The organism is Vreelandella aquamarina, assembly GCF_020075495.1.
Taxonomy (GTDB): Bacteria; Pseudomonadota; Gammaproteobacteria; order Pseudomonadales; family Halomonadaceae; genus Vreelandella; species Vreelandella aquamarina_A.
Window position 1 is genome coordinate 194,193 of record NZ_JABYQT010000004.1, and the last position, 24,969, is coordinate 219,161.

Here is a 24,969-nt window from a genome sequence, read left to right on the forward strand (position 1 = left end):
TCAGTGCGCAACGCCGGCGGCGCCGTGTTCGTCGATCAACGCACCGGTGTGGAAACGGTCGATGGAGAACGGCGCGGCGATCGGGTGCATTTCGCCCTTGGCAAGGCTCGCCGCGAAGACGTGGCCGGAGCCGGGAGTGGCCTTGAAGCCGCCGGTGCCCCAGCCGCAGTTGAAGTAAAGACCCTTGACCTTCGTTTTCGAAAGGATCGGGCAGGCGTCCGGGCAGGTATCGACGATGCCACCCCACTGGCGGTTCATGCGCACCCGCGAGAACATCGGGAACATCTCGACGATCGCCTGCAAGGTGTGCTCGATGGTCGGGTAGCTGCCGCGCTGGCCGTAACCCACGTAGCCGTCGATGCCCGCGCCAATGACCAGATCGCCCTTGTCGGACTGGCTGACGTAGCCGTGGACGTGGTTCGACATGGTGACGGTGTTGAGCACCGGCTTGAGCGGCTCGGACACGAGCGCCTGCAGCGGGTGCGACTCCAGCGGCAGCTTGATGCCCGCCATGTTGGCCAGTACCCCGGAGTTACCCGCCGCCACGCAGCCCACGGTATGGGCTTCGATATCGCCGCGGTTGGTGTGAACGCCGAGCACCTTGCCGTCGCGAATCTTGAAGCCGGTGACTTCGGTGTTCTGGAGAAGATCGACGCCCAGGGCGTCGGCGCCGCGGGCATAGCCCCAGGCCACCGCGTCGTGGCGGGCGACCCCGGCGCTTTTCTGCCAGGACGCGCCCATGATCGGGTAGCGCGCGCGGCTGGAGATATCCAGCTCCGGCTCGATCTCCTTGATCTGCTGCGGGGTCACCACTTCGCTGTCCACGCCGTTCAGGCGGTTGGCGTGCACGCGGCGCTGGATGTCGCGCATGTCCTGCAGGGTGTGGCCCAGGTTCAACACGCCGCGCTGGGAGAACATGACGTTGTAGTTGAGATCCTGAGACAAGCCCTTCCACAGATCGAGGGAGTGGTTGTAAAGGCGTGCCGCCTCGTCCCACAGATAGTTCGAGCGCACGATGGTGGTGTTACGCGCGGTGTTGCCGCCACCGAGCCACCCCTTTTCGACCACGGCGACGTTCTTGACGCCGAACTCCTTGGCCAGGTAGTAAGCGGTGGCCAAACCGTGGCCGCCGCCGCCCACGATGATCACATCGTAGCGCTTCTTGGGCTCGGGGTTGCGCCACTGGCGCTCCCAGTTCTCGTGATGACCGAGCGCATGTTTGACCAGTCCGAAGCCGGAATAACGTTGCATGAAATTTCTCCTGAATCGACTCCGTGGAGCCCGCGGGCCTGGATCGTTACGCGACGGTGGCGTCGTCTTCGACCGGCGTTGCCTGGGTTTGGGCCTGACCGTAGACCGGGTAGTGCGCGCACAGGTCGGCAACGTTGTCGCGTACCTGGTTCTCGATGTCGGTGGTGTCTTTTTGGTCGGCCAGCACGTCGAGAATGTCGCAGATCCAGCCGGCGAGCTGCTCGCAGTCGGCTTCACCCAGCCCGCGCGTGGTCACCGCCGGGGTGCCGATACGCAGACCCGAGGTGACGAAGGGGCTTTGCGGGTCGTTGGGCACGCTGTTCTTGTTGACCGTGATGTGAGCGCGGCCAAGGGCGGCATCCGCATCCTTGCCGGTCACGCCCTGCTTGATCAGCGAGAGCAAAAACAGGTGGTCGTCGGTGCCGCCGGAGACGACATCAAAGCCGCGCTCGATGAACACCTTCGCCATGGCGCGGGCGTTAGCGATCACTTGGCGCTGGTAGTTGACGAACTCCTGGTTCATCGCTTCCTTGAAGGCCACGGCCTTGGCGGCGATGACGTGCATGAGCGGCCCACCCTGCTGGCCCGGGAACACCGCGCCGTTGAGCTTCTTGTGGATCGCCTCGTCGCCTTCGGCGGAGAGGATCAGACCGCCCCTGGGTCCGCGAAGCGTCTTGTGAGTGGTGGTGGTGACCACGTGAGCGTAGGGCAGCGGGCTCGGGTAGAGACCAGCGGCGACCAGGCCCGCGACGTGGGCCATGTCGACCATGAGATAAGCGCCCACTTCGTCGGCGATGGTGCGGAACCGGCGCCAGTCGATGACACGGGAGTAGGCGGAGAAGCCGGCGATGATCATCTTCGGCTTGTGCTCGCGGGCCAGACGCTCGACTTCGTCGTAGTCGATCTCGCCGGTGCTCTCGACCAGGCCGTACTGAACGGCGTTGTAGTGCTTGCCGGAGAAGTTCGGCGCGGCGCCGTGGGTCAGGTGACCGCCGTGGGCCAGGCTCATGCCCAGAATGGTGTCGCCGGGGCTGACCAGCGCCATGAATACCGCCGCGTTGGCCTGGGCGCCGGAGTGCGGCTGCACGTTGGCGAAGTTGGCACCGAACAGGCTGCAGGCGCGCTCGATGGCCAGTTGCTCGACCTTGTCGACGAACTCGCAGCCGCCGTAGTAGCGCTTGCCCGGGTAGCCTTCGGCGTACTTGTTGGTCAGCTGGCTGCCCTGGGCTTCCATCACCAGCTTGCTTGTGTAGTTTTCGGAAGCAATCAGTTCGATATGCGCTTCCTGACGCGCTGTTTCTTCAGCAATGGCCGAGGCAAGGGCCGTGTCGTAGTTGGCCAAGCGGGCATCAGAAAAAAAATTGTTATGTGACATCGGGTGCTCCGGGCTAGTCGCTTTGTTCGATCTGAGAGTCTGTCAGCATCGGTCCTTGCGTCACCGACCGACGCTATCCTGCCGCGATAGTATCGCCGGGACTCCCCCCCAAGATGCTTGCCGACGTCACCGCTCGGCGTATTTGCGACATCGACGCCAAATTTTTGCAGGGCTTTGCAAGGCGTCGCCCAGCTATTGTTCAGCGTCGTTTATGAGTAATCACGCCCCGCCCCGGTGGGTCATGCTGCGGCAACAGGTTGATGTTTTTTCGTTGGCCTGCTGACAGGAAGCGCTTCTTGCAGGCGCCTTGAATACGCCAGCTCGAGGCACACGTGAGTCAACAATAATGATGCCGGCGCAGTGATCGCCAAGGTCGTCGAGATAATCTCTTCGAGACTGCGCCAGCGCCCGACAGAGAGGATTCTGCATGTCCAGCAATCGTGGTGTTGTTTATATCGGCGAAGGCAAGGTCGAGGTTCAGGATATCGCCTACCCGAAGATGGAGACGCCCAACGGCAAGCCCATCGATCACGGCGTCATACTGAAAGTGGTCTCCACGAACATCTGCGGCTCCGACCAGCACATGGTGCGCGGACGCACCACCGCCCCGAAGGGCATGGTGCTGGGTCACGAGATCACCGGCGAGGTGATCGAGAAGGGCAAGGGCGTCGAGTTCCTCCAGATCGGCGACATCGTGTCGGTCCCGTTCAACGTCGCCTGCGGGCGCTGCCGCACTTGTAAGGAAGGCCATACCGGCCTTTGCCTGCACGTCAACGACGACCGCGCCGGCGGCGCCTACGGCTACGTCGACATGGGCGGCTGGGTCGGTGGCCAGGCGCACTACGTCATGGTGCCCTACGCCGACTTCAACCTTTTGAAGTTCCCGGACCGCGACCAGGCGATGAGCCAGATTCGCGATCTCACCATGCTGAGCGACATCCTGCCGACCGGCTTCCACGGTGCCCTGAAAGCCGGCGTCGGCGCAGGTTCCACAGTCTACGTCGCCGGCGCCGGCCCGGTGGGCCTGGCCGCAGCGGCCTCGGCGCGCCTTCTCGGTGCGGCCGTGGTCATGATCGGCGATTTCAACAAGGACCGCCTCGAGCACGCGCGCAAGATGGGGTTCGTGCCGATCGATCTGAACAGCCACGACCGCCTGGGCGAGATGATCGCCGCGGTGGTCGGCGAGCCGAGCGTGGACAGCGCCATCGACGCGGTAGGCTTCGAGGCGGTGGGCCATAGCGGCAAGGAGCAGCCAGCGGTGGTGCTCAACCAGATGATGGACGTGACCCGCGAAGGCGGCTCTATCGGTATTCCGGGGCTTTACGTGACCGAAGACCCGGGCGCGGCGGAAAAGGCGGCGCAAACGGGAAGTCTGAGCCTGCGCTTTGGCAAGGGCTGGGCGAAAGGGCTCTCCTTCCACACCGGCCAGACCCCGGTAGTGCAGTACAACCGCCAGCTGATGCAGGCGATCCTGCACGGACGCCTGAACATCGCCGAGATCGTCAACGCCCAGGTCATCTCGCTCGAGGACGCACCCCAGGGCTACGAGCAGTTCGATAAGGGCGTTGCGAGCAAGTTTGTGCTCGACCCGCACGGGCTTCTCGGCGCCGCCTGATCTCAGCTGGCGTATCGACCAATAAGCTACCAAAAAGAACACCGGCGAAGGCCGGTGTTCTTGTAGAAGAGGTCGGGAGAGCCGTACTAGAAATCGATCACCAGGTCGCCTTTCGGACGGCTGCAGCAGGAGAGAATGTAGCCCTCTTCGATATCCTCGTCGGTAATACCGCCGTTGTGCTCCATCTCCACCTCGCCGGACTTGAGCTCCACCCGGCAGGTGCCGCAGATGCCCATGCCGCAGGCCTTGGGAATGTGCAGGCCGAGCTTGGCCGCGGCGGCGTGCACGGTTTCACCGGGCTGGATGCGCACGCTCTTGTTCGACTGGGCGAACTCGACGTTGAGCAGTTCCTCGGGTTCGGCGAGTTCCGCCTCCACCTCTGCCTGCTCGGCAAGCTCCAGCACATCCTCCTTGACGTCCGCCGGGGTCGCGCCGAACAGCTCCTCGTGATAGTGCTCCATGTTGAAGTTGTTGGCGCGCAGAATCGCCTTGATGGCGTTCATGTAGGGCACCGGGCCGCAGCAGAAGATCTCGCGCTCGAGGTAGTCCGGCGCCATCATCTCGAGCATCGGCTGGGTCAGAAAGCCGCGATAGCCCGCCCAGGCCTCGCCGATATCGTCCTTTTTCTCGCACACGATATGCAGCTTGAACTCGGGGATGCGCGAGAACATGTGCACCAGTTCGCGGTGATAGATGACGTCGCGCGGCGCGCGGGCGCTGTGAATGAACTCGACATCGACGCTTGCGTTGGTGTCGAAGAACCAGCGGGTCATCGACATCAAGGGTGTGATGCCCACCCCACCGGAGAGAAACAGCACCTTGTCGGCGGGGAAATCGATGGAGTTGAAGTTGCCCACCGGCCCGTGAACCACCAGCTCGTCGCCCACCTTGAGATTGGCGTGCAGCCAGTTGGAAACCTGGCCGCCCGGCACCTGCTTGACGGTGATCGAGAAGCTGTAGGGAATCGAGGGCGAACTCGAGATCGTGTAGGAGCGCATCACCGGCTGACCGTCGATCTCGAGCTCTAGGGTCACGAACTGCCCCGGCTTGAAGAAGAACATCACCGGCTGTTCAGCCATGAAGCAGAAGGTGCGAACGTCCCAGGTCTCCTGAATGACCTTGACACACCGCACGTGGTGACGGCCGTTGGTCCAGGTCTGGGTCGTGACGGGGTTGAAGAAGTTTGTTGTCATGATTATCTCGATATGGCCGTGCTTTCGCGTTGCCTTCACCGGCCCGTCCTGCTGCACGGTCCAGCACCTTGATCTGCATTCTGGGTACGCGCTTGCGGGCCAGCTTGCCTGTCAGCGACACGCACTTGCCTCGCTTCACCGCCGAGTTGGTGGAAACCGCGTTTCTCGTCGCCGCCACGCTACATAGTGTCGTGGGCAGATAATTCTCCTCAAGAGCCCTGCACCACAATCCAACAACCAGTAGCAAGCGCTGAGCGTCCTAGACAATCGCCAGGTGACGCAATTCAACAACAAGACAATTACGTTTGGTCAACGACTCTGTCGCCGCCCTGAGCAAGGGAGACGGCTTTAAAAGGATATCTGGTATGAACAAGACGATGGATTACACGCTCGACGACCCACTGGCCGCCATGCGTGAAGCGACGGTCGAGATGCTCGAGTCCCGGGCGCGCACCTACTCTCTGCCTCAGCCGTTTTACAACGATGCACGACTTTTCACGCTGGACATGCAGGAAATCTTCGAAAAGGAGTGGCTGTTCGCGGGCATGAGCTGCGAGATCCCCGCCAAGGGCAACTTCATGACCCTGGAGATCGGTGACAACCCCATCGTGATCGTGCGCGGTGGCGAGGGCCAGATCCACGCGTTTCATAACGTCTGCCGCCACCGTGGTTCGAGGCTTTGCACCACGAACAAGGGCAAGGTCGCCAAGCTCGTCTGCCCCTACCACCAGTGGACCTACGAACTCGATGGGCGGCTCTTGTTCGCCGGCAGCGAAATGGGCGCCGATTTCGATCTCAACCAGTTCGGCCTGAAGCCCGTCGCCGTGCGCACTGCCGGCGGCTTCATGTTCATCAACCTCTCCGACAACCCGCCGGCCATCGACGACTTCCTGGTCACACTCGAGCACTACCTCGAGCCCTACCAGATGGACAACGTCAAGGTGGCGGTGGAGTCGAGCATCGTCGAGCAGGCCAACTGGAAGCTCGTGATCGAGAACAACCGCGAGTGTTACCACTGCAACGGTTCGCACCCGGAGCTTCTCAACTCGCTGATGGAGTTCGACGATACCGAAGACCCGCGTGCCACGGACAAGTACAAGGATCTGGTCGCGCGCAAGCAAAGCGACTGGAACGGCGAGCAGGTGCCCTGGCAGCTCAAGCGCTTCGGCAAGCGCAACCGCGTGACCCGTACGCCGCTTCTGGACGGGGTCGTTTCCATGACCATGGACGGCAAGCCCGCCTGCAGCAAGCTCATGGGCCGGTTGACCAGTCCGGACATGGGGTCGCTGCGCATCCTGCACCTGCCCAACTCCTGGAACCACTTCATGGGTGATCACTCCATCGTGTTCCGCGTGCTGCCGCTGGGCCCGCAGCAGACCATGGTCACCACCAAGTGGCTGGTGCACAAGGATGCGGTCGAGGGTGTGGATTACGATCCGGAAAACATGCGCCGGGTATGGGATGCCACCAACGATCAGGATCGTCGGCTTGCCGAGGAGAACCAGCGCGGCATCAACTCCAAGGCCTACCAGCCAGGTCCGTACTCAGAAACCTACGAGTTTGGGGTCATCGATTTCATCGACTGGTACGCCGAGCGCATGCTCACGAACCTGAGCGGCGAGAGCGTCTCGCTGCAGCTGGCAAAAGGCTAGGTGCAATGACTGGCTGGCCCGGCAGGGCCAGCCACGCTTGGGTAAACGCTGAGGCCGGAAACGTCAGCAGTTAACCGGCGGACAGAAAGCGCTCGATGGCCTGGCGTACCGCCGGCAGCAGAATATCCTTTTGATTCATCAGCTCACTCACCGTTTCCGGTAACCCTTCAACGCCCTGCGCCTGATGAGTCTCGGCGGCGATTCTCGCGCTCGTGTCGGGATCGGCATCGTCTGGCAGGTCGATGCCCAGGGCACTCAGCCGCGCTCGAAAATCATCACCATCAATCAGTTCGACGATCATCATGACGGCACTCTCCTCCGGTAGTGGTCGAGGGGCCAGTGTACCTGTCCCACGTCGAAAACAGAGCGGCTCACGCGGCTTTAGCTACGTGCAGGTCGGTTTTGAACAACTGCGTTCTGGCGTCTCGTCCAAGAATTCCAGAGGTCGTATCCGCCGACCTGGCGCATCGCGGCCAATAAAAAAACAATGAGGGCAACCTATGGACCATGAGGATCCTATCCTGACCCCGGGTCAGGATAACAAGCAGGTCATGGGGTTGGATTTTCATAACCCCGTCTTTCCACTCTCCGCACTCGCCATTCTGCTGTTCATACTCTATGCGCTGGTCTACCCGGACGCGGCCAATACCCAGTTGAATCTCGCCAAGAACTGGTCGATCGAGCACTTCGACTGGCTGTTCATGATCGCGGGCAACGTCTTCGTCATCTTCTGTCTGCTGCTGATCGTGCTGCCGATGGGGCGGATTCGCCTCGGCGGCCAGAACGCCAGGCCGGAGTACTCGCGCATCTCCTGGTTCGCCATGCTGTTTGCCGCGGGCATGGGCATCGGGCTGATGTTCTGGAGCGTGGCGGAGCCGGTGGCCTACTACACCGACTGGTACGGCACGCCCTTGAACGTGGCAGCCAACACGCCGGAAGCGGCCAGTTCCGCCATGGGCGCAACCATGTTCCACTGGGGGCTCCACCCCTGGGCGATCTATGCCGTGGTCGGGCTATCGCTTGCGTTCTTTGCCTATAACCGGGGGCTGCCGCTGACGCTGCGCTCGGCGTTCTACCCGATTCTCGGCGAGCGCACTCGTGGCTGGGCGGGGCATATCATCGATATCCTGGCCGTGCTGGCGACCATTTTTGGCCTGGCCACCTCGCTGGGTTTCGGCGCCACCCAGGCCTCAAGCGGCCTTGCCTATCTGTTCGGTATTCCCAATACCATCGGCACGCAACTTGCGATTATCGTCGTGGTCACGGTGATTGCGCTGATCTCGGTCTGGCGCGGTCTCGACGGCGGGGTGAAGCTCTTTTCCAACATCAACATGGTGATCGCCGCCGCGCTTTTGTTGTTCGTGATCGCCGCCGGGCCGTCGCTTCTGATTCTCACCGGTATCGGTAGCACGGCAATGGATTACGCCAGCCACCTGCTGCCACTGTCGAACTGGATCGGGCGCGATGACGACACCTGGTATCACGGCTGGACCATCTTCTACTGGGCCTGGTGGATCTCCTGGTCACCGTTTGTGGGCATGTTCATCGCGCGAGTATCCCGGGGGCGCACGGTGCGCGAGTTCCTGATTGCGGTGCTGCTGGTACCCACGCTGGTCACGCTGGTATGGATGAGCGCGTTTGGCGGCACGGCACTGTTTCAGGCGGAAAACGGAGTGGGCGAGCTGGCTAACGGCATTTCCGATGTCTCTTTGGCCATGTTCCACATGCTCGAGCAGCTGCCATTGACCGGTATCACCTCGACGCTTGCCATCGTGCTGGTGCTGGTATTCTTCATTACCTCGTCGGATTCCGGGTCGCTCGTGATCGACAGCATCACCGCCGGCGGCAAGACCGATGCGCCCAAGGGTCAGCGGGTGTTCTGGGCCGCGCTCGAAGGGGTGATTGCCGGTGTCTTGCTTTACGGTGGGGGCAGCACCGCGTTGAGCGCCCTGCAGGCCGGGGCCGTGGCCACCGGGCTTCCCTTCACGCTGGTGCTGCTGTTGATGTGCTTCAGCCTTTACAAGGGGCTTCATCGGGAGTGGCGTACGCTTGACGCCACGCCACGGATGGCCGGATAAACAAGGCCTGCTGTGCTCAAGGGGCACCCGCGAGGGCGCCCCTTGGGGGTATCGCTAGCGTGTCGTGTGCTGCATTCCACGCTGTCCATACACGCTGACGATACCCGTTCGTGGCTACATAACATCAATAACTTCACGGCTATTTCAATGATTTACACCATCGCAATTCTGCTGAGCCTGATTGGCTATTTCATCATCGGGCATCTGGCCGGACGGCGCGTCAAGGGCCTGGACGACTATCTGGTGGCCGGACGCAATGCGCCCACCTTCTTCATTCTGGGCACGCTGGTGGCAAGCTACCTGAGTACCAGCGCCTTTCTCGGCGAAACGGGCTTTGCCTATCAGGGCTACCCGTTCGTGATGCTCATCTTTGCGGCACTCAGCACCTCGGGGTGTCTGCTGGGCGCGCTGGTCTTTGGGCGCTACCTGCGCCGCAGCGGGGCACGCACGGTGCCGGAGTTCTTCGGCAGGCGCTTCGCCTCGCGCCGGGTGCAGATGATCGCCGGGGTGACCACCATCATCGGCCTGGGCGCGTATCTTCTGGGCGTCATGCAGGGTGCGGGCATCATGTTTTCAGAGCTCACCGGCATGCCCTACTGGGTGGGGCTGGTACTGGTGTGGGCGACCTACACCGGCTTCATTCTCTACTCGGGCTCGCCCGGCGTCATGCTCACCGACACCATCATGTTCGTGATCTTCTCGCTGGCCGCCATCGGCGGCTCGATCTACGTGATTCAGGATCTCGGCGGCTTCAGCGGCGTGGTCGAGGGGCTTCTGGCCCAGACCGACCGGCCGGATATCGCGCTGTGGCACGGCGTGCTGGAAGGCCCGGACGCTGCATTCTCGACGCCCGGCGAGGCGCTGACCTGGGGCGTGACCCTGGGGCTTGTCTGGGCGGCGGTGCTGGCGGCGAGCCCCTGGCAGTCGAGCCGCTACCTGATGGCGCGCAACGAGCACGTGGTGATGCGCTCGGCAATGCTGACCGCCGTGGCGCTGGCGGTGTTCTACGCGCTGATGATGATGACCGGCGCGGCGATCAATCTGTACGACGCCACGCTCGACCCGGAGCGCTCGATGATCTGGGTGGCGCTCAACGTGCTGCCGACCTGGCTTGGGATCGTGATTCTGACCGGCGTGTTCGCCGCCGGGCTCTCGTCGTGCTCGACGTTTCTGTCGATCATCGGCTTCAGCATCTCCAACGACATTCTGAGCGCCTCGAAGGACGAGGCCTCGGCGATGCGCAAGAGCCGGCTGGCAGTGCTTGCCGCGGGGCTTGCCGCGCTGATGCTGGCGCTCTTCCAGCCGCCGGCGGTGATGTCGGTGGTGTGGTTCGCCGCCACGCTCTTTGCCTCCTCCTGGGGGCCGGTGGCGCTTTTGAGCATCTGGAGCAAGCGCATCACCGCCGCGGGTGCTGCCTGGGGTCTGGCGGTGGGCTTTGCTGGCAACGTGGCCATTTCGCTGATGGTTCAGGTCGAGTGGCTCGCCCTTCCGGTCTATCTGCATCCGGTGCTGCTGAGCACACTGATGGCGCTGGTCGCGATCATGCTGGCCTCTTGTGCCACCCGTGTGACCCAGGCCGAGCGCGAGTACCGGGCGTTTCTGCATACCTTCGACGCCGAGGCAGTGGCGGGTTGGGTGACGGGAACGCGGTTGATCGCGTTTTGCACCATGCTCTCCGGGGTCGCCATCGGAGTGTTCCTGTGGCACCAGTACGCGGTCACGCTTGAGGGGCTGGCCGCATCGTTTGGTGTAAGTGGCGACGCCGTGCAGGGGGCCTACGGGTTGGCCATTGGCTGTGGCGCCATGTTATTGATAGCCGGTGCCGTGGGCTTCTGGCTGGTTCGCCCTCATCAGCAGGCGCATCTGGCACGGCCCGTCACCTCGTAAGGCTGCAAGAGCGGCCGTTTTCGGGGCCTTCAAGCCGCCCGCCTTGTAGCGGGCGGCTGCTTTTTTATTGAAAGGGAGTCAAGCATGCAGCTCAGCATTTACCAACGCGGCCTGATGATCGTGATATTGGGCGTGGTGCTCTTGAGCTTCGACGGCCTGTTGGTTCGCCTGGCCGATACCGATGGTTTTACCATCGTGTTCTGGCGCGGTTTCTTGATGTTCTGCGTGCTGGGGCTTTTTGCCCTGAATGGGCGGCGTCTGGCGACGCTGCGCCTGCGCCCGTTTGCCTCGCTGGTGTCGGCCACGCTGCTGGGGATGATCTCGACGCTGTTCGTGCTGGCAGTGGTGAACGCCAATGTGGCCAATGTGGTGGTAATTCTGAGTACCGCCCCCTTGTTCGCCGCGATCTTCTCGCGGGTGTTTCTCGGCGAGCGGGTCGCGCTGCGCACGCTGGTAGCGATCGCGCTTTGCATGCTGGGCATGTGGCTGGTCTTTTTAGGCGAGGGCGCGGCGGGTATGCTCGTGGGTAACCTGTATGCGCTGGCCGCGGCGCTGGCAATCGGTGGCAATCTCACGGTGCTGCGCCGCTACCCGGAGATCGACCGCATCATCGTCATCGCCGGCGGCGGGCTTCTGTCGGCGGCGATTGCGTGGCCGCTGGCCACGCCCTTTGCGCTGGATGCCCCGCGTTTCGGGGTGCTGGCCGTGATGGGGCTTGTCCAGATGCCGCTGGCAACCGTGCTGATCAACAGCGCCACGCGCTATCTGCCTTCGACGGAAGTGGCGCTTTTCTACCTGGTGGAAACCGCGCTGGGCACGCTCTGGGTGTGGTGGTGGCTGGGCGAGGAGCCGAGTGCCTCGACTCTGGCGGGCGGAGTGATGGTCATCACCGTGCTGGTGGTGCACGCCGGGCTCGGCCTGCACCGGGAAAGGCAGCGTCTGCGGCTCTATCCGGGGGTTGTGGGAAAATAGTAGCTGTAGGGAAATAGTAAAAGAAGGCCCGCCGGTCAGGCGGGCCGAGAAGCAATATCACCAGAGGCAATATCACCAGAGGCAATGCTTACCTAACGCAGTACCCCTTCCTCCTTGAGCAGTTTGAAGATCGCCTCGGCGCCCTGCTCCGGGGTGACGTCGGTTAGCGTTTGCCCACCGCCGCCATCGGCCTTGGCGGCGGCGGCCTTGAAGCGGTCGCGCGCCGAGGAGGACTTGACGATCTTGAGCCGCTTGGGCCGTTTGCGCGCCGGCTGTACCTGCCAGGCGGCCAGCGCTTCGTCGATGTCGCTGGCCGCATCCAGGTGTTCCAGCGCCCCCCGTCTGGCCGGGCCAAAGGCGCTCTGGCGCGCGGCGGGAGCGCTGCTGTCCACGGTGGCAATCGCCGGCAGGCGAATGCGCAGACGACGACGCTTGCCGCGGGGCAGGGCCTGTAGCACCGTGGCCATGCCCTGCTCGACCTTCTCGACCGCGGCGAGGTTTGTGATGATCGGCCAGCCCAGTGCTTCGGCCAGCAGATAGGGCAGAACGCCGGAGGCTTCATTGGTTTCGGCGCGGGCGCCACTCAGCACCAGCTGCGGGGCGCCTTGGCGCAACGCATCGGCCAGGGCTGGCACGACATCGGCCTGAGGGCACTGCTGGATCAGGTTGACGGTATCGATCCCCATGCCCAGGTAGCCGCGAAGGGCCTCTTCGTGCTCGCGCTCTTGCTGGCCGGCGTGGATCAGGCTGACCGAGGCGCCGTCCAGCGTCAGCGCCATTTCCACCGCCCGGGCATCCTGGTCGGCGCGGCGTGTGCGGGCGGTCAACGGGTGGCGGCCTATCGAGACCAGCACGGCGACGTTCAGCCCGCCCGGCGTGGATGATGTGGCATTATGCGGCATTGCGGTTCTCCTGCTGCTCGGCACGGTACTGTTCGACGCGTTTGACCAGGGCGGCGAGCACCGCACTGGCATCGCCGATCACGGCCAGATCGGCGCGCTTGACCATGTCGCAGCCCTCGTCGAGGTTGACGGCCACGACCTTCTCGCAGCTCTGAATGCCCTGAAGGTGCTGGATGGCGCCGGAGATACCCACCGCCACGTAGACACGAGCGGAAACCCAGGTGCCGGTGGCGCCCACCTGGCGGTCACGCGGCATGTAGCCGTCGTCCACCGCCACCCGCGAGGCACCCTTGGTGGCGCCGAGCACTTCAGCGGCGTGGTGATAGCCCTCCCACTCTTTCACACCGTTACCGGCGGAGAGAATGAACTCGGCTTCTGCCAGTGAGACGCTGGCTGGGTCCACTGCCACTTCGCCCAGGTCTTCGATGCGGCCCAGAACGTCGGGCAGCCCCTGGGAGAGGCTGATGGGCTCGGCGGCATGGCGGGTTTCGCTGACCGGGTCGGCGCACTCGGCAAGCGCCAGCACCACGCGGGGCAGAGCGCGAATGATATCGTCGCGGCCAGCGGCGCCGCGGGCGGTACAGCGCCAGCCGGTGGGGCTTGCGCTTGCGTTTTCCACCTGCCAGACCTGCGCCGCCGGGCGCTCGCCAAGCCGTGCGGCCAGGCGCCGGCCCAGCTCGCCGCCGCCGAGGGTGGAGTCGGGCAGCAGCCAAAAGCGCGGCGCGACCTCACGCTCGATACCCTGCAAGGTGGCCACCTTGAGTTCCGGCAGGTAGCCCGAGAAGCGCTCGCCTTCCAGATGCAGCAGTCGGTCGGCTCCCGCCTCGCCAAACGCGGTTTCCTTGTGTTCGCCAAACACCACGGCGAGTACCGCGCCGGGCTGGCTTGGGTCGGCATCGGCCAGCTGGCGTGCCAGCCCAAGCAGGTCACGGTCGTGGGATGACAGGCGCCCGCCGGCCATGTCCGGCACCACCGCGACCATGAACGCGGGTTGATCGATGGTGATGCGTTGGCGCGTATCCTTGGTCTCCGCACTGCGCCCCGGCGTCTGAGCTGCCTGCTGCGCGCCGCTTCGATCGATACGGCGCACTCCGTTAGGGCCGATGAAGCCGACCGCATGGGGATTCTTGCGCATCACGCCGTTGGGGCCCATCCACTCGAAGGCTTTAGTGCCGCCGCCCTGTTCGGCGAGTACATCCTGATGTTGTGGGTGCAGACGGTTACGCGCGATCCACTCCTTGCGCGGATCGCGGCGAATCAGATCACTCATGACGCTACCTCCAGGGCAGGGCGCGGTGCCGCAGGCGCCTGCTGACGTTGGGGGGACTGGTCGGCGGGTGTTTCGATGATCAGCGCATCGGCGACCAGCTCGGCGATATCCTTGATGCCGGCGCGCGGCTCCACCACGCCTTCGAGCATGGCGGTACACTGCGGGCAGCCCACGGCGACGAGATCCGCGCCGGTTTCGCGCACGTCCTCCATGCGCATGTCAGGGATACGCTGCTTGCCGGGAATGTCGGTGATCGGCGCGCCGCCGCCACCGCCGCAGCAGCGCGAGCGGTAGCCGGAGCGGGCCATCTCCTTGATCTCGATGCCCAGCGCCTTCAATACGTCGCGCGGGGCCTCGTACTCGCCGTTGTAGCGGCCGAGATAGCAAGGGTCGTGGTAGGTCACGCTGCCGCCTTTCCAGGCCTTGAAGGTGAGCTTGTTCGCGCTGACCAGCTCGCTGATATAGGTGCTGTGGTGCTGCACGTGATAATCAGCGGGCGTCTGCGCTGTGCCCAGCTCGCCGTACTCGTTTTTGAGCACGTGGAAGCTGTGCGGGTCGCAGGTGACGATGCGCGCGAAGCGGTAGCGGCTCAGGGTCTGGATGTTGCGACGGGCCAGCGTCTGGAAGGTGGCTTCATCGCCCAGGCGCCGCGCCACGTCACCGCTGTCGCGCTCTTCATTACCCAGCACGGCGAAGTCGACGTTTGCTGCCCGAAGCACGCTGATGAAGGCGCGCAGGGTGCGCTGGTTGCGCATGTCGAACACGCCGTCACCCAGCCACAGAAGAACGTCGGCCTCTTGCTTGTCTGCCATCAGCGGCAGGTTCAGATCCGCCGCCCAGTGCAGCCGCGAATCCGGGTCGAAGCCGCCAGGGTTGTCCGTGGCGATCAGGTTGTCGAGCACCTCGGCGCCCTTGTTGGGGGTGTTGCCGTGCTCCAGGGTCAGAAAGCGGCGCATGTCGACGATGGCATCGACGTGCTCGATCATCATCGGGCACTCCTCGACGCAGGCGCGGCACGTGGTGCAGGACCAGAGCGTTTCCGGGTCCACCAGCGAGGTGCCCTGACGGGCGACGATGGGCCCATGCGGGTGGCCTTCGTGCTCACCCACGGGCTTGCCGGGGTAGGGCGAGCCGTAGTACTTCGCATCGCTGCCGCCGGCCATGCCGACGACCATGTCCTGAATCAGCTTTTTCGGGTTGAGCGGCTGGCCGGCGGCAAAGGCCGGGCACATCGCCTCGCAGCGCCCGCACTGCACGCAGGCATCGAACCCCAGCAGCTGGTTCCAGGTGAAGTCCGCGGGCTTCTCCACGCCGAGCTTGGCGTTGTCGTCATCGAGTTTCAGCGCCTTGAGGCCGGTCGAGCGGTGCTCACCGCCCGTTCCATCGGAGAAACGCTCCGGGCGGCGGTGAAAGGCGAGATGCAGCGCACCGGCGAAGGCGTGCTTCATCGGCCCACCCCAGGTCATGCCGAAGAACATTTCGCCCAGGCCCCAGACGATGACCGCGGCCAGCACGAGTGCGGCGATCCAGCCAAGCCCGCTCTGGAACACGCCTTCCGGCAGAATACCGGCGGTGGGCAAGGTGACCGCGAACATGCCCAGCGAGAACGCCATCAGGCTTTTCGGCAGGCGCATCCACGGACCCTTGGAGAGGCGTGAAGGGGGCGGACTTCTGCGCTTGGCAACCAGCAGGCTGCCGATGAACATGCTGGTGGTGGCCGCCAGCAGCACCCAGCCAAGAATCGCGCTTTGCAGGCCAAAGCCGTGCACGACGATGGCAAGGAGTGCCGCGAGCACGAAGCCGCCGGCGGTGGCCACGTGGGTGTGGGAGATGTACTTGTCGCGTTCGACGACGTGGTGCAGATCCACCAGGTAGCGCCGGGGAACCTGCATCAAGCCCTTGATCACGGGGACGGAAGAGGGGCGCCCCTGACGCCACAGGCGCACCCGGCGCACGGCCCCGATGGCGGCAAGCAGAAGCGCGGAAAACAGCAGTATCGGCAGAAGGGTATCGAGCATGGCGTCTCTCCTCTCAGAGACACCGTAAGTACAAAACGTCATGAGCCGGGCGGCCCATGACGTTCAGCTTACAGCGTTATTGTCAGAAGTCCTTGCAAAGCCGCAGCGCGTCATAGATGGCGGCGTGCGTGTTGCGTGGCGCGGTGCAGTCGCCCAGGCGGAACAGGGCAAAGCCCTCGCCGGGTTCTTGCAGACAGGGCTGCGGCTTGATCGCATAGAGCGCTTCGATATCGGTCTGGCCCTTGTTGCGCGAACGCTCTTTCAGGGCGTAGTAGAGCGTCTCGTCCGGGCGCACGCCGTTTTCGACTACCACTTGATCCACCACCCGCTCCTCGAGTGCGCCGGTGTACTCGTTCTCGAGCACCGCCACCAGGGAGTCGCCTTCGCGGTACACCTTGTGCAGGGCGAGATCCGAGGTCATGATCACCTCTTTCTCGTACAGGCTTCGGTAGTAGGTGGGGAAGGTGGTGCCGCCCACCGCCGCCCCGGGCTTGATATCGTCGGTGACGATCTCGACTTTAGCGCCCTTGTCGGCCAGGTAGTCCGCCGCCGAGACGCCGGAGAACTCGCAGATGGTGTCGAAGATCAGCACGTTCTTGCCGGGTTCCACGCGGCCTTCGAGAATATCCCAGGTGCTGACCACGAGGCTCTTGTCGGTATCGGCGTCATAGCCCCACTCCGGCACCTGGGTGAGAAACGGCCGCCCGCCGGTGGCAAGGATCACCACGTCCGGGCGCAGATCCTGGATGGTCGCTTCGTCCGCCCGGGTCCCCAGGCGCTGGTCCACCTCGAGACGGTTGAGTTCCAGCTGGTACCAGCGGGTGATACCGGCGATCTGGTCGCGCTGGGGCGCTTTCGAGGCGATGGTGATCTGGCCGCCGATCTGCTCGCCTGCTTCGAACAGCGTCACGTCGTGACCGCGCTCGGCGCACACCCGGGCAGCTTCCATCCCCGCCGGGCCGCCACCCACGACGACTACCTTGCGCTTGGGGCCTTCGGTTTTTTCGATGATGTGCGGCAGACCCATGTACTCGCGGGAGGTCGCGGCGTTCTGGATACACAGCACGTCGAGGCCCTGATACTGGCGGTCGATGCAGTAGTTGGCGCCCACGCACTGCTTGATCTGGTCGATCTGGTTATTCTTGATCTTGGCAATGATGTGCGGGTCGGCGATGTGCGCGCGGGTCATGCCGACCAGGTCCACATAGCCACCTTCCAGAATACGCTGGGCCTGGTTGGGGTCCTTGATGTTCTGGGCATGAATGACCGGCACGTTGACCACTTCCTTGATACCCGACGCCAGGTGCAGGAAGGGTTCCGGCGGAAACGACATGTTGGGAATGACGTTGGCAAGCGTGTTGTGGGTATCGCAGCCAGAGCCCACCACACCGAAGTAGTCGACCATGCCGGTGGCGTCGTAGTAGGCGGCGATCTGCTTCATGTCCTCATGGGTCAGGCCGTCCGGGTGGAACTCGTCGCCGGTGATGCGCATGCCGACCACGAAATCGTCGCCCACCTCGGCGCGCACGGCCTTGAGCACTTCCAGGCCGAAGCGCATGCGGTTCTCGAACGTGCCGCCCCATTCGTCGGTACGCTTGTTGACCCGCGGGCTCCAGAACTGGTCGATCAGGTGCTGGTGCACGGCGGAAAGCTCCACGCCGTCAAGCCCGCCCTCCTTCGCCCGGCGCGCAGCCTGGGTGAAGTCGTGGATGATACGGTGAATCTCTTCGACCTCGATGGTCTTGCAGGTCGAGCGGTGTACCGGCTCACGAATACCGGACGGCGATAACAGCGTCGACCAGTCATATCCATCCCAGCGCGAACGGCGGCCCATGTGGGTGATCTGGATCATGATCTTGCCGCCATGCTTGTGCACGGCATCCGCCAGGTTCTGGAAGTGCGGAATGATCCGGTCGGTGGATAGATTCACCGAGCTCCACCAGCCCTGGGGGCTGTCGATGGAGACGATCGATGAGCCGCCGCAGATGCAAAGCCCGCAGCCGCCCTTGGCCTTCTCTTCGTAATACTTGACGTAACGATCAGTGGTCATGCCGCCATCGGTGGCGTACACCTCGGCGTGGGCGGTACTTACCACGCGGTTACGAATCGTCTGACTGCCGATCTGGATCGGCTTGAACAGTGCCTCGAATGCCATGGCGATGACCTCAGTGCTTGGGCGTGACAACAAACAGGCCGTGATCACAGCCCTCTTCGGCGCCGCTTTGGGTCTGCTCGGCGACCGTGCGCAGCTCGCTTCCCCGCGCCGCCAGGATCTGGTCCATGGCGCCGGCGAACCAGCCGGTGAACATGTACTCGATCTTGCGGTTCACCTTGCCCATCTGATAAACGAAGGCGCTGTGCTCCAGGCGCACCTTGGCGGTACCGGCGTCGAGGTCGATTTCTTCGGTGGTGAAAATCCCCCAGCCGCGCTGGGAGAGGCGCTTCATGTAGTGCTCGAACACGTCCACGCCTTCAAGCCCGTGGAGTTCAGCCTCTTTCTCGCACCAGTGCCAGGCACTCTTGTAGCCGGCGTGATAGAGAATCTCGGCGTATTTTTCCGCGCCCAGCGCCTCTTCGATGGCCATGTGGTTGTTGACGAAAAAGTGGCGCGGGACGTACAGCATCGGCAGCGCGTCGGATGTCCAGATACCGGTTTCGCTATCGACTTCAATCGGGAGTTCAGGGGCGGTCTTGGTCACGGTCGTATTCCTTGCACTTGTACTTGTTAAAAAAACAGATGTTCAAAAAGGTGGCGTCAGGCGCTTATTCGCCCCATACGTCCTTGAGGGTTCTCACCCAGTTCTCGCCCATGATCTTTCGCACCTGGGACTCGCTCAGGCCGCGCTTCAAGAGCGCCTCGGTCAGGTTGGGAAACTCGCCGATGGTACGGATGCCTTCCGGGTTGATGATCTTGCCGAAGTTGGTCAAGCGCCGTGCGTAGCCCTTGTCGTGGGTCAGCCACTCGAAGAAGTTCTGGTCATGGCCCTGGGTGAAGTCGGTGCCGATACCGATGGCGTCTTCACCGACGATGTTCATGATGTACTCGATCGCCTCGCAGTAGTCGTCGATGGTGGAGTCGACGCCCTTCTTGAGGAACGGGGTGAACATGGTCACGCCGACGAAGCCGCCGTGGTCGGCGATGAACTTGAGCTCTTCATCGGACTTGTTGCGCGGGTGCTCCTTGAGACCCGAGGGCAGGCAGTGGGAGTAGCACACCGGCTTCTTGGACTCGAGAATGACTTCCTCGGAGGTCTTGGCGCCGACGTGGGAGAGATCGCACAGCATGCCCACGCGGTTCATCTCGGCGACGATCTCGCGCCCGAAGCCGGAAAGACCGCCGTCGCGCTCGTAGCAGCCGGTGCCGACCAGGTTCTGGGTGTTGTAGCACATCTGCACGATGCCCACGCCGAGCTGCTTGAACACTTCCACGTAGCCGATCTGGTCCTCGAAGGCGTGGGCGTTCTGGAACCCGTAAATGATGCCGGTCTTGCCCTCTTCCTTGGCGCGGGTGATGTCGCGAGTCGTGCGCACCGGGCGGACCAGGTCGCTGCACTCCTCCATCAGCTTGTTGGAGGCCACGATGTTGTCGACGGTCGCCTTGAAACCCTCCCATACCGAGACGGTGCAGTTGGCCGCGGTCAGCCCGCCCCGGCGCATGTCTTCCAGGAGCTCGCGGTTCCATTTGGCGATGATCAGACCGTCGATGACGATGGCGTCTTGGTGTAATTCAGCAGGGGTCATAACGAGGCTCCGGTATTGTTTATGTGGGGAGCATAGCGCTGAGGTGAGGTCGGTCTGCGCTTGGAAACGACGACGGAAATTCCAAAAGCGTCATCGTGTGAAAAGCGCTCGCTGCCACTGTGGCGGCGCGAAGAGTTAAGCGGTACAAAAGAAAAAGGGCATCAAAAGTCACGGCAAGAAGCAGCGGCGTGAGGTATGCATGCAGGGAGTGTCAGCAGGCAGATGGCTCAATGAAACAGGGCTGCCTTTTGGGCAGCCCGTGTGTCGGCACCGAAGTGGCGTGACGCTCGAACAGCGTCAGGCGAGCGGCACACTGGCAAACGTGGGTTCGCCCTGGGCGTAGGCCAGCGCCAGCAGCGCACTGGAGGCCGGCTCGCTGCTGACAGGCTCGGCGCCCCAGCGTTTCAGCAGCGTGGGCGTTTTTTCGGCATGCTTCTGGCGCGTATGGATACCCAGGCGCTCGTCTCGCGGGGGAATGCCAAAGCATTCGCGGTAGCATTTGGAGAAGTGCGGTGTGGAGACGAACCCGCACACCGAGGCGATCTCGATGATGGAGAGCGAGGTCTGCTTCAGCAGCTGGCGCGCGCGTACCAATCTGAGCTTGAGGTAGTAGCGTGAGGGCGAACAGTGCAGGTAGCGCTGAAACAGCCGCTCCAGCTGGCGCCGCGAGACATCGACATAACTTGCCAGCTCGTCGAGCTCCAGAGGTTCCTCGAGGTTGGACTCCATCAGCGCCACGATTTCCAGAAGCTTGGGCTGCGTGGTACCCAGCACGTGCTTGAGCGGTACGCGCTGCTGGTCCTGCTCGTTGCGCATGCGCTCGTAGATGAACATCTCGGAAATACCTGCCGAGAGTTCCTTGCCGTGATCGTGGGCAATCAGGTTGAGCATCATGTCCAGGGGCGCGGTGCCGCCGGAGGCGGTAAACCGGTCGCGGTCGATGGAAAAAAGCCGCGTGGTCAGCACGATCTTGGGAAACGCCTCCTGAATGGATGCCAGACACTCCCAGTGAATGCTGGTTTCATAATGATCCAGCAGGCCAGCCTGCCCAAGCGCCCAGCTGCCGGTACAGATGGCACCCAGGCGGCGCAGCTGGCGCGACTGTGCCTGCAGCCAGTGGATATGTTCGCGGCTGACGCTATGCTGGGGAGCCACACCACCGCATACGATGACCCAGTCCAGTGATAGCGGTGCGTGCATCGAGGAGTCGGGGGTTACGTGCAGACCGTCGCTGGCACGCACCGGGGCACCATCCTGGGTCAGCGTGTACCAGCGGTAAAGCTCGCGACCGGCCAGCTGATTGGCCATGCGCAGTGGTTCAATGGCAGAGGCCAGGGAAATGAGCGTGAAGTTATCCAACAGCAAGAAACCCAGGGTCTGCGGTACGTTGGAGTGGCCTGTTGGGGTTGTGTTTGTTACGTGCTCTGGTGTCATGGTCTTTACCTCTATCACCTAAACGTCATTGGTTTTCTTTTTATTGTCGTTTCATGTCGCTGGCGTCTATTTCGGGCCCTGCGTCAAATGCCCCCTACCTGTCTGCATATTGGCACGAATGACACTTATACTGACAAAGTAATCTGAAAGGCAATGCAATCCATGTCGCTAACAGAACAATAAAGGTCGTCTGGAGTATCATTAAGAACGTGTTAAGGCCAATAGCAGCAGTGTTTGAAACACTTGTTTCACTCCGCCGTGGCACTTGTTTAAGTCATTGAACCAAAACACTTAATGTTTAAAAACGTTATATGCTAATAAGCCAGAAAGAGGAGAGAAGAAGCCAATGGCCAAGTTTTTCAAGGAGTTTCGCGAGTTTGCCGTCAAAGGTAATGTCATCGACATGGCGGTGGGGATCATCATCGGCGGGGCTTTTACACTTATCGTGCAAAGCCTTGTCAAGGATGTCATGAATCCGGTAATCGGCCTGCTGGTGGGCGGTATCGATTTCTCCAACCTGTTTATCGTGCTGCGTGAAGGGGCTGCCGCTGGTCCTTACCCAACGCTTGCCGCTGCCCAGGCGGCCGGTGCGGTTACCCTGAACCTTGGGCTGTTCTTGAACGCGGTGGTGAGCTTTACCATCGTGGCGTTTGTGGTCTTCATGCTGGTAAGAACCATCAACCGCTTGAAACGTGAAGAGGTGGAGGCACCCAAGAGCCCGGTCGAGAAATCCTGCCCGTACTGCTTCATGACCGTGCCGATCAAGGCCACCCGCTGCGGGCACTGTACGTCCGAGCTGGCGACCGCTGACGAGCAAACGTCGCCGGGAAGCACTGCCACGTCCTGACCGCTTGCGTATAAACACAAACCTGTACGGCCTGACTCGCGCCTGGTGCTTTGCACCAGGCGTTTTTCATGGCGACGGGGCGATGGTTGGCTCCCGGCAGGTCAATCTCCTGGACGGCAAAAAGTTCGAATCGAGCATCTTGTTACCAGGCTAAACAGTTTTTTGTGTACTAGGCTTGGGGGGCTAGTCGTTCGTCCATAAAAATTAAAGTGCCTGCACAACGCACGTTTACAGGAGCAGACCGTTGAGTCTTGAGAATGAATCGCGCCGACGATTTATGAAGGGAGCGCTGACCAGCATTCCTGCCGTGACCCTGGGCAGCGGTGTGTCGCTGACCGCCCCCGCCGATGAACCCCCTGAGCAGTTAAGCGATTATCAGCCTGCCTTTTTCGATGCAGACGAGTGGGCTTTCCTGCTGGCCGCCTGTGACCGGCTCATCCCAAGCGATGGCGATGGCCCAGGGGCGCTGGAAACCAACGTGCCCATCTTTATCGACCGCCAGATGGAAGGAAGCTTCGGCCATGCCGCCGACTGGTACATGAAAGGCCCTTTCCCTGACGACGTATCGCCCTTGATGGGCTATCAATCCCCCATGCTGCCCCGCGAGGTTTACCGGGCAGGCATTGCGGCAACGCGGGATTACTGCGTACGCGAGTATGGCGAGGAGTTTACCGCGCTGGAGAGCACCGTGCAGGATGAAGTACTCGAGAAGCTCGAACAGCAGGAGATCACGTTCGAGAACGTCAGCGCGCTGCATTTTTTCGCCTTTTTATTGCAGAACACCAAGGAAGGCTATTTTGCCGACCCCATTCATGGCGGCAACAAGCACATGGCCGCGTGGCAGTTCATCGGCTTCCCGGGCGCCCGGGGCGCGTATCTGGAGTGGGTCGATCAGCATAATACCAAGTATCCGCTAGGGCCGGTCAGTCTGACAGGTGAAAGGGGATAGGTATGGCAAAAACAAATCCACCGGTGGATGTCGTTCTGGTCGGTCTTGGCTGGACCAACTCGATCATGGGCATGGAACTCACCGACGCAGGCTTGAACGTGCTGGCGCTTGAGCGCGGCGATGACCGCGATACCGTGCCCGACTTCGCCTACCCGAAGATGGCCGACGAGCTGACCTACGGCGTACGCTACAAGCTGATGCAGCGCCCGGCCAAGAGCACGCTGACCATTCGCCACGGGGTGGGCGACATGGCCGTGCCCTACCGCAGCCTGGGGTCGTTTCTGCCCGGTGACGGGGTGGGCGGAGCCGGGGTGCACTGGAATGGCCACACCTGGCGGCCGCAGCCCCAGGAGCTGAGACTCAGAAGTTATATCGAGGAGAACTGGGGCGCCGATATCATCCCGGATGACATGACCATTCAGGATTATGGGGTCAGCTACGATGAGCTCGAACCGTTTTTCGACTACTTCGAGAAGGTAGCAGGCATTTCCGGCAAGGCGGGCAACCTCAACGGTGAAATTCAGGAAGGTGGCAATCCGTTTGAAGGGTGGCGCTCAAGCGAGTATCCGATGCCTCCCTTGGCACGCACCTATAACGACGCGCTGTTTGCCGATATGGCACGCGACCAGGGCCTGCACCCTTTCCCGCTACCGGCCGCCAACGCTTCAGAAGCCTACACCAACCCCTACGGCATGCAGCTGGGGCCATGTAACTTCTGCGGCTTCTGCGAACGCTACGGTTGTCTGAACTACTCCAAGTCCTCGCCGCAGACCTGCATTCTGGGGGCGCTCAAGCGGCGCAATAATTTCGCCTACCGTGCCAATAGCGAAGTGCTGCGGGTGGAACTGGATAGCGACGGGAAGCGCGCCACCGGCGTGACCTATATCGATGCCGATGGCAACGAGGTCTTCCAGCCGGCGGATCTGGTGATTCTGGGCGCCTACTCGTTGCACAACGTGCACCTGATGCTGCTGTCGGGTATCGGTACGCCCTATGACCCGGAAAGCGGCGAAGGGGTGGTGGGCAAGAATTACGCCTACCAGATGAACGGCGGCTCGACGCTCTTTTTCAAGGACAAGGAGTTCAACCCCTTTATCGGCGCGGGGGCCAACGGCGAGATCGTCAACGACTTCGGCGTCGAGCAGATCGATTTTGGCCAGGAGGGTTTCATTGGCGGCTCCTATATCAACGCTGCCATGACCAACGGTCAGCCGATTCGCAACATGCCCCTGCCGGCAGGCGCACCGGCCTGGGGGCGTGGCTGGAAGCAGGCCGTTCAGGCGTCCTACGGCCATACCATGACCATCGGTTCGCATGGCAGCAACATGGCCTACCGCGACTGCTACCTGGATCTTGACCCCAACTATACCGACGACCATGGCCGGCCGCTGATGCGCATGACGTTCGACTGGAAACCCAACGACGTGCGCATGACCCAGTTCATGAAGCAGAAGATCGATACGCTTTCAAAGGCCCTGGGCCCGGATGATTACCGGCTGTCGTTCAAGGATTTCGATTCGCGCTACGATGTTCGCCCCTACCAGACCACCCATAACGTGGGCGGGGCGATCATGGGCACGGACCCCTCCACCAGTGCTCTGAACCGCTACCTGCAGAGCTGGGATGTGCATAACGTGTTCGTGATGGGCGCAAGTGCCTTTCCCCAGAACCTGCAATACAACCCGACGGGGCTCGTCGGCGCGCTTGCCTACTGGTCTGCAAAAGCAATTCGCGAGCAGTATCTACCCAACCCCGGACCGCTGGTTCAAGCCTGAGGAGAGCGAC

19 protein-coding genes are annotated in these 24,969 nt (G+C 62.4%); 8 read left to right on the forward strand and 11 right to left on the reverse strand.

Annotation, left to right across the window (positions count from 1 at the left end; all coding sequences use genetic code 11):
• Window positions 1-1,251: a sarcosine oxidase subunit beta family protein gene (locus tag HW452_RS08440; protein WP_224105665.1), complete on the reverse strand. Its 1,251-nt coding sequence runs from the start codon at window positions 1,249-1,251 to the stop codon at window positions 1-3.
• Between the two features lie 46 nt (window positions 1,252-1,297).
• Window positions 1,298-2,626 (reverse strand): serine hydroxymethyltransferase, encoded by a 1,329-nt coding sequence (gene glyA / locus HW452_RS08445; protein ID WP_224105666.1) that lies wholly within the window; start codon window positions 2,624-2,626, stop codon window positions 1,298-1,300.
• Between the two features lie 427 nt (window positions 2,627-3,053).
• Between glyA and fdhA the strand changes: the two genes are divergently transcribed.
• Complete coding sequence (gene fdhA / locus HW452_RS08450; RefSeq protein ID WP_224105667.1) at window positions 3,054-4,241, forward strand: formaldehyde dehydrogenase, glutathione-independent; 1,188 nt, start codon at window positions 3,054-3,056, stop codon at window positions 4,239-4,241.
• 86 nt (window positions 4,242-4,327) lie between these two features.
• Here the strand turns inward: fdhA and HW452_RS08455 are convergent, their stop codons facing one another.
• Window positions 4,328-5,434 (reverse strand): hybrid-cluster NAD(P)-dependent oxidoreductase, encoded by a 1,107-nt coding sequence (locus HW452_RS08455; RefSeq protein ID WP_224105668.1) that lies wholly within the window; start codon window positions 5,432-5,434, stop codon window positions 4,328-4,330.
• 365 nt (window positions 5,435-5,799) lie between these two features.
• Here HW452_RS08455 and HW452_RS08460 point away from each other — a divergent pair, with 365 nt between their 5' ends.
• Complete coding sequence (locus HW452_RS08460) at window positions 5,800-7,086, forward strand: aromatic ring-hydroxylating oxygenase subunit alpha (RefSeq protein WP_224105669.1); 1,287 nt, start codon at window positions 5,800-5,802, stop codon at window positions 7,084-7,086.
• Between the two features lie 70 nt (window positions 7,087-7,156).
• On the opposite strand, the gene HW452_RS08465 is transcribed toward HW452_RS08460, so the two are convergent.
• The gene (locus HW452_RS08465; RefSeq protein WP_224105670.1) at window positions 7,157-7,390 is read right to left on the reverse strand and encodes a hypothetical protein; all 234 of its coding nucleotides are present in this window, start codon (window positions 7,388-7,390) and stop codon (window positions 7,157-7,159) included.
• A 196-nt stretch (window positions 7,391-7,586) separates the two neighbouring features.
• Between HW452_RS08465 and HW452_RS08470 the strand changes: the two genes are divergently transcribed.
• The 3 genes from HW452_RS08470 to HW452_RS08480 all read left to right on the forward strand — a co-directional run bounded on the left by HW452_RS08470 (window position 7,587) and on the right by HW452_RS08480 (window position 12,023).
• Window positions 7,587-9,164: a BCCT family transporter gene (locus HW452_RS08470; protein WP_224105671.1), complete on the forward strand. Its 1,578-nt coding sequence runs from the start codon at window positions 7,587-7,589 to the stop codon at window positions 9,162-9,164.
• Between the two features lie 147 nt (window positions 9,165-9,311).
• Window positions 9,312-11,051 (forward strand): sodium:solute symporter family protein, encoded by a 1,740-nt coding sequence (locus tag HW452_RS08475; protein ID WP_224105672.1) that lies wholly within the window; start codon window positions 9,312-9,314, stop codon window positions 11,049-11,051.
• Between the two features lie 84 nt (window positions 11,052-11,135).
• Window positions 11,136-12,023, forward strand: coding sequence for a DMT family transporter (locus tag HW452_RS08480; RefSeq protein ID WP_224105673.1), 888 nt, complete (start codon window positions 11,136-11,138; stop codon window positions 12,021-12,023).
• Window positions 12,024-12,115: 92 nt separating this feature from the next.
• On the opposite strand, the gene HW452_RS08485 is transcribed toward HW452_RS08480, so the two are convergent.
• From HW452_RS08485 to HW452_RS08515, 7 genes are all read right to left on the reverse strand, one after another.
• The gene (locus tag HW452_RS08485; protein WP_224105674.1) at window positions 12,116-12,925 is read right to left on the reverse strand and encodes an electron transfer flavoprotein subunit beta; all 810 of its coding nucleotides are present in this window, start codon (window positions 12,923-12,925) and stop codon (window positions 12,116-12,118) included.
• Window positions 12,915-14,195, reverse strand: a complete 1,281-nt coding sequence (locus tag HW452_RS08490; protein WP_224105675.1) for an electron transfer flavoprotein subunit alpha/FixB family protein — start codon at window positions 14,193-14,195, stop codon at window positions 12,915-12,917. Before HW452_RS08490 ends, HW452_RS08485 begins: the two co-directional genes overlap by 11 nt.
• A complete protein-coding gene (locus HW452_RS08495; protein WP_224105676.1) occupies window positions 14,192-16,213 on the reverse strand; it encodes a (Fe-S)-binding protein in 2,022 nt (673 codons plus the stop codon). Before HW452_RS08495 ends, HW452_RS08490 begins: the two co-directional genes overlap by 4 nt.
• 82 nt (window positions 16,214-16,295) lie before the next feature.
• Window positions 16,296-18,368, reverse strand: coding sequence for a dimethylglycine demethylation protein DgcA (gene dgcA, locus HW452_RS08500; RefSeq protein WP_224105677.1), 2,073 nt, complete (start codon window positions 18,366-18,368; stop codon window positions 16,296-16,298).
• A 10-nt stretch (window positions 18,369-18,378) separates the two neighbouring features.
• Window positions 18,379-18,912 (reverse strand): DUF5943 domain-containing protein, encoded by a 534-nt coding sequence (locus HW452_RS08505; RefSeq protein ID WP_224105678.1) that lies wholly within the window; start codon window positions 18,910-18,912, stop codon window positions 18,379-18,381.
• A 64-nt stretch (window positions 18,913-18,976) separates the two neighbouring features.
• Window positions 18,977-19,954 (reverse strand): dipeptidase, encoded by a 978-nt coding sequence (locus tag HW452_RS08510; protein ID WP_224105679.1) that lies wholly within the window; start codon window positions 19,952-19,954, stop codon window positions 18,977-18,979.
• A 297-nt stretch (window positions 19,955-20,251) separates the two neighbouring features.
• Window positions 20,252-21,388, reverse strand: a complete 1,137-nt coding sequence (locus tag HW452_RS08515) for a GlxA family transcriptional regulator (RefSeq protein WP_224105680.1) — start codon at window positions 21,386-21,388, stop codon at window positions 20,252-20,254.
• 346 nt (window positions 21,389-21,734) lie between these two features.
• Here HW452_RS08515 and mscL point away from each other — a divergent pair, with 346 nt between their 5' ends.
• From mscL to HW452_RS08530, 3 genes are all read left to right on the forward strand, one after another.
• On the forward strand, window positions 21,735-22,235 hold the full coding sequence (mscL, locus tag HW452_RS08520; RefSeq protein ID WP_224105681.1) for a large-conductance mechanosensitive channel protein MscL: 501 nt from the start codon (window positions 21,735-21,737) through the stop codon (window positions 22,233-22,235).
• 244 nt (window positions 22,236-22,479) lie between these two features.
• Window positions 22,480-23,184 carry a gluconate 2-dehydrogenase subunit 3 family protein gene (locus HW452_RS08525; protein WP_224105682.1) on the forward strand — a complete coding sequence of 235 codons (705 nt, stop codon included), beginning with the start codon at window positions 22,480-22,482 and terminating at the stop codon, window positions 23,182-23,184.
• Window positions 23,185-23,186: 2 nt separating this feature from the next.
• Complete coding sequence (locus HW452_RS08530) at window positions 23,187-24,959, forward strand: GMC family oxidoreductase (RefSeq protein WP_224105683.1); 1,773 nt, start codon at window positions 23,187-23,189, stop codon at window positions 24,957-24,959.
• The last annotated feature ends 10 nt before the right edge of the window (window positions 24,960-24,969 follow it).

Coding starts and splice junctions, on each gene's coding strand:
- HW452_RS08440 (WP_224105665.1), bottom strand. CDS start 1,251: ATGCAACGTTATTCCGGCTTCGGACTGGTCAAACATGCGCTCGGTCAT.
- fdhA (WP_224105667.1), top strand. CDS start 3,054: ATGTCCAGCAATCGTGGTGTTGTTTATATCGGCGAAGGCAAGGTCGAG.
- HW452_RS08515 (WP_224105680.1), bottom strand. CDS start 21,388: ATGACACCAGAGCACGTAACAAACACAACCCCAACAGGCCACTCCAAC.
- HW452_RS08465 (WP_224105670.1), bottom strand. CDS start 7,390: ATGATGATCGTCGAACTGATTGATGGTGATGATTTTCGAGCGCGGCTG.
- HW452_RS08475 (WP_224105672.1), top strand. CDS start 9,312: ATGATTTACACCATCGCAATTCTGCTGAGCCTGATTGGCTATTTCATC.
- HW452_RS08495 (WP_224105676.1), bottom strand. CDS start 16,213: ATGCTCGATACCCTTCTGCCGATACTGCTGTTTTCCGCGCTTCTGCTT.
- HW452_RS08490 (WP_224105675.1), bottom strand. CDS start 14,195: ATGAGTGATCTGATTCGCCGCGATCCGCGCAAGGAGTGGATCGCGCGT.
- HW452_RS08455 (WP_224105668.1), bottom strand. CDS start 5,434: ATGACAACAAACTTCTTCAACCCCGTCACGACCCAGACCTGGACCAAC.
- HW452_RS08480 (WP_224105673.1), top strand. CDS start 11,136: ATGCAGCTCAGCATTTACCAACGCGGCCTGATGATCGTGATATTGGGC.
- glyA (WP_224105666.1), bottom strand. CDS start 2,626: ATGTCACATAACAATTTTTTTTCTGATGCCCGCTTGGCCAACTACGAC.
- dgcA (WP_224105677.1), bottom strand. CDS start 18,368: ATGGCATTCGAGGCACTGTTCAAGCCGATCCAGATCGGCAGTCAGACG.
- HW452_RS08470 (WP_224105671.1), top strand. CDS start 7,587: ATGGACCATGAGGATCCTATCCTGACCCCGGGTCAGGATAACAAGCAG.
- mscL (WP_224105681.1), top strand. CDS start 21,735: ATGGCCAAGTTTTTCAAGGAGTTTCGCGAGTTTGCCGTCAAAGGTAAT.
- HW452_RS08485 (WP_224105674.1), bottom strand. CDS start 12,925: ATGCCGCATAATGCCACATCATCCACGCCGGGCGGGCTGAACGTCGCC.
- HW452_RS08510 (WP_224105679.1), bottom strand. CDS start 19,954: ATGACCCCTGCTGAATTACACCAAGACGCCATCGTCATCGACGGTCTG.
- HW452_RS08460 (WP_224105669.1), top strand. CDS start 5,800: ATGAACAAGACGATGGATTACACGCTCGACGACCCACTGGCCGCCATG.
- HW452_RS08530 (WP_224105683.1), top strand. CDS start 23,187: ATGGCAAAAACAAATCCACCGGTGGATGTCGTTCTGGTCGGTCTTGGC.